At 73.3% G+C, this 2987-nt stretch carries 2 protein-coding genes and 1 pseudogene; 2 read left to right on the top strand and 1 reads right to left on the bottom strand.

Annotation, left to right across the window (positions count from 1 at the left end):
* On the top strand, nt 1-741 hold a 741-nt coding region (locus HGA02_RS15055; protein WP_210728625.1), incomplete at its 5' end, for a hypothetical protein.
* On the opposite strand, the gene HGA02_RS15050 is transcribed toward HGA02_RS15055, so the two are convergent.
* Nucleotides 641-2092 (bottom strand): inorganic phosphate transporter, encoded by a 1452-nt coding sequence (locus HGA02_RS15050; RefSeq protein ID WP_343035499.1) that lies wholly within the window; start codon nt 2090-2092, stop codon nt 641-643. The two genes, HGA02_RS15055 and HGA02_RS15050, sit on opposite strands and share 101 nt — an antisense overlap.
* 231 nt (nt 2093-2323) lie before the next feature.
* Between HGA02_RS15050 and HGA02_RS15045 the strand changes: the two are divergent.
* A pseudogene (locus HGA02_RS15045) lies at nt 2324-2987 on the top strand (MFS transporter); the annotation flags it as partial.

Raw genomic sequence — 2987 nt, 5'->3', positions numbered from 1 at the left:
GGCCCGCAGGCCACCGGCCCGGCTCCGGTCGGCCCCGTCGGGCAGCCGACGCCCGGCCCCGGCGGCACCGGGGGCCCGCCGGCACGGACCGACACCATGGTGCCGGGCCTCTACCAGAGCATCGACCCGAAGGTCGGGCTGCCGGGCTGGACCTTCACCGACACCCCGGACGACCGTCCCGACGAGGTCTCGATCGAGACCCTCGTGCGGGCACCCGGCGGGCAGGTGGGCCGGATGGTGCGGAGCTACCAGAAGGGGACCAAGACGCTCGTGCTGGCCGAGGCGTTCCTCCACAAGATCCCGAAGCAGGACAGGTGGCTGCCGATCAGCCCGCCCATGACGGCGAGGGGCACACCGCTCGAGGCGTACCTGACCATCCGCGCCATGAAGATCCTCGAGGCGACGTACGGTGCGTCGTTCTACGGTCGGAGCCGCACCGTGCACATCAGCACGATCATCAACGAGCGCTCCATGGCCCACATCGGCGCCGAGGTGAAGAAGGGGGTCTCGCTCGACGACGCCGCCCGCACCTGCCACTCGGTGCAGTACGCGACGAACGCGATCGTGCAGAGCGGCGGCACGATCGAGTCGGTCGCGTTCTCGTTCGCCCCGGGCGGCAGGTGGGTCGAGGCGCGCATGATCAAGGACCCGAAGGTGCTCCAGGAGTACAAGCTCGACCCAGGGGACAAGGTGCCCTACTGGTTCGACATCGACATCGACGTGAAGGGGGCGACACCGTAGTGACGACGTCGGCGCGGACCGTGGGAGGAGCGCACGCATGAAGGTTCAGCGGGTCGTGGTGGTCACGGGCGGGGCCCACGCCACGAGCGTCACCGACGAGGGCGCGCACGAGGTCCCGCTCCGCGACCTGCTCCGCCTCGACGACCTCGCGGCGGACCTGGCCCGGCTGCTCGACGCGACGGGGTCGGTCACGGAGGAGCCGCCGCCGCCGGGTGCGGGCACGCTGGTCGTCGGCGCGATCGGCGTGCTGGACCGGCTCGCGGCCTCGGGTGCGGACATGCGGTGGGTCGTCGGCCTGCGGCTCCAGCGCCTGCGGGCGGTGCGGGACGCCGCCACGTTCGGCCTCGCGGCCGGCGTCGCCGCCGACGACGTGCTCGAGGCCGACGGCGAGCGCGCCGAACGCGGCGGCGGCGGGCAGCGTGACGAGCCAGGCGACGCCCATGCGGCCCGCGACGGCCCAGCGGACCTTCTCGCGACGCCCGACGCCCGAGCCGAGGATCGAGCCGGTCGCGACCTGCGTGGTCGACAGCGGGAACCCGAAGGCGCTGGACACGAGGATGACGGACGCGGACGACGTGTCGGACGCCATGCCCTGCGGCACCTGGATGTCGGTGAGGCCCTTGCCGAGCGTGCGGATGACGCGCCACCCGCCGAGCGCGGTGCCGGCGGCCATCGCGAGCGCGCACGACACGACGACCCACATCGGCACGTCGGACCCGGCGGGCACCGCTCCCCCGGCGACGAGCGCGAGCAGGATGATGCCCATGCTCTTCTGCGCGTCGTTGGTGCCGTGCGCGAGCGACACCATCGACGCCGACGCCATCTGACCCCAGCGCAGCTGCTTGTCGCGCGCGTCGACGGGGACGCGGCGCGTGATGCGGTAGACGAGCGCGGTCGACAGGGCGGCGACGGTGCCGGCGATGACGGGCGCGAGGAGCGCGGGGACGACGACCTTCTGGACGAGGCCCGACCAGACGACGCCGCCCGTGCCGACCGCGGCGAGGGTGGCGCCGACGAGCGCACCGACGAGCGCGTGCGACGACGACGACGGCAGCCCGAGGTACCAGGTGACGACGTTCCACACGATCGCGCCCGCGAGCGCGCCGACGACCAGCGGGAGCGTCACGACGCCCTGGTCGACGATGCCCTTGGCGATGGTCGCGGCGACGGCGAGCGAGAGGAACGCGCCGACCATGTTGAGCGCGGCCGACAGGAGCACGGCGACGCGGGGCTTGAGCGCCCCGGTCGCGATGGACGCCGCCATCGCGTTGCCGGTGTCGTGGAAGCCGTTGGTGAAGTCGAACGCGAGGGCTGCCGCGACGACGAGCGCGAGGATGAGGGTCCCGTCCACGGTGTAGAGCGTGCAGGGTCGCGAGGGGTGCTCGGGCCGGAAATGGTCCCAGTTCACCGAGCGTTCATCTTCGGCGGCCTGAAGTTCATGCGTTCCGGTGGCGCGTGTGGTGGATGTCACCTCGGTGCCCACACCCGACGCACTGCCGCACGGCGCCTGGGCCACCGGCGGCGCACGCACGCACGACCCCGCCCGCGGCCGCTTGTCCGGAGCGGGTGCGAGGATGGCAGCGTGCAGGTGATCGCCGACCTCCGGGCGCTGTGGCCGCTCGAGGGCTTCCGCAGGCTGTTCGCCGTGCGCCTCGTCAGCCAGACCGCCGACGGCATGTTCCAGGTCGGTCTCGCGACGCTGTTCTTCTTCTCCCCCGAGAACGCGAGCACGGCGACGGGCGTCGCGGCGGCCTTCGCCGTGCTCCTGCTGCCGTTCACGATCGTCGGTCCGTGGGCGGGCGTGCTGCTCGACCGGTGGCGCCGCCGGCAGGTGCTGCTCTACGGCAACCTGGTGCGCGTCGTCCTCACGGTGACGATCGCGGTGCTCATGGCGACCGACGGCGTCTCCCCCGCGGTGTACGTCCTCGCGCTGGTGAACCTGTCGATCAACCGCTTCCTGCTCTCGGCGCTGTCCGCGTCGCTGCCGCGCGTCGTCGACGGTCCGCTCCTGCTCACCGCCAACTCGCTGACGCCCACGCTCGGTGCGGCGGCTGCCGGCGTCGGCGGTGGCGTCGGTCTCGTGCTCGGGCTGGTGCTCCCCGCGGGCCGCGTGAAGGACGCCGCCGCGCTCGCCCTGGCCGCCGCGGTCATGGGGACCGCCGCCGCGCTCGCGACGCGGCTGGGCCGTGACCAGCTCGGTCCGGTCGAGCGCGCCGACGCCACGGAGCTGCGGCACGCGCTCGGCA

The organism is Cellulomonas septica (assembly GCF_012396155.1).
Classification (GTDB): Bacteria; Actinomycetota; Actinomycetes; order Actinomycetales; family Cellulomonadaceae; genus Cellulomonas; species Cellulomonas septica.
This window is presented reverse-complemented; position numbering and strand designations above follow the sequence as displayed.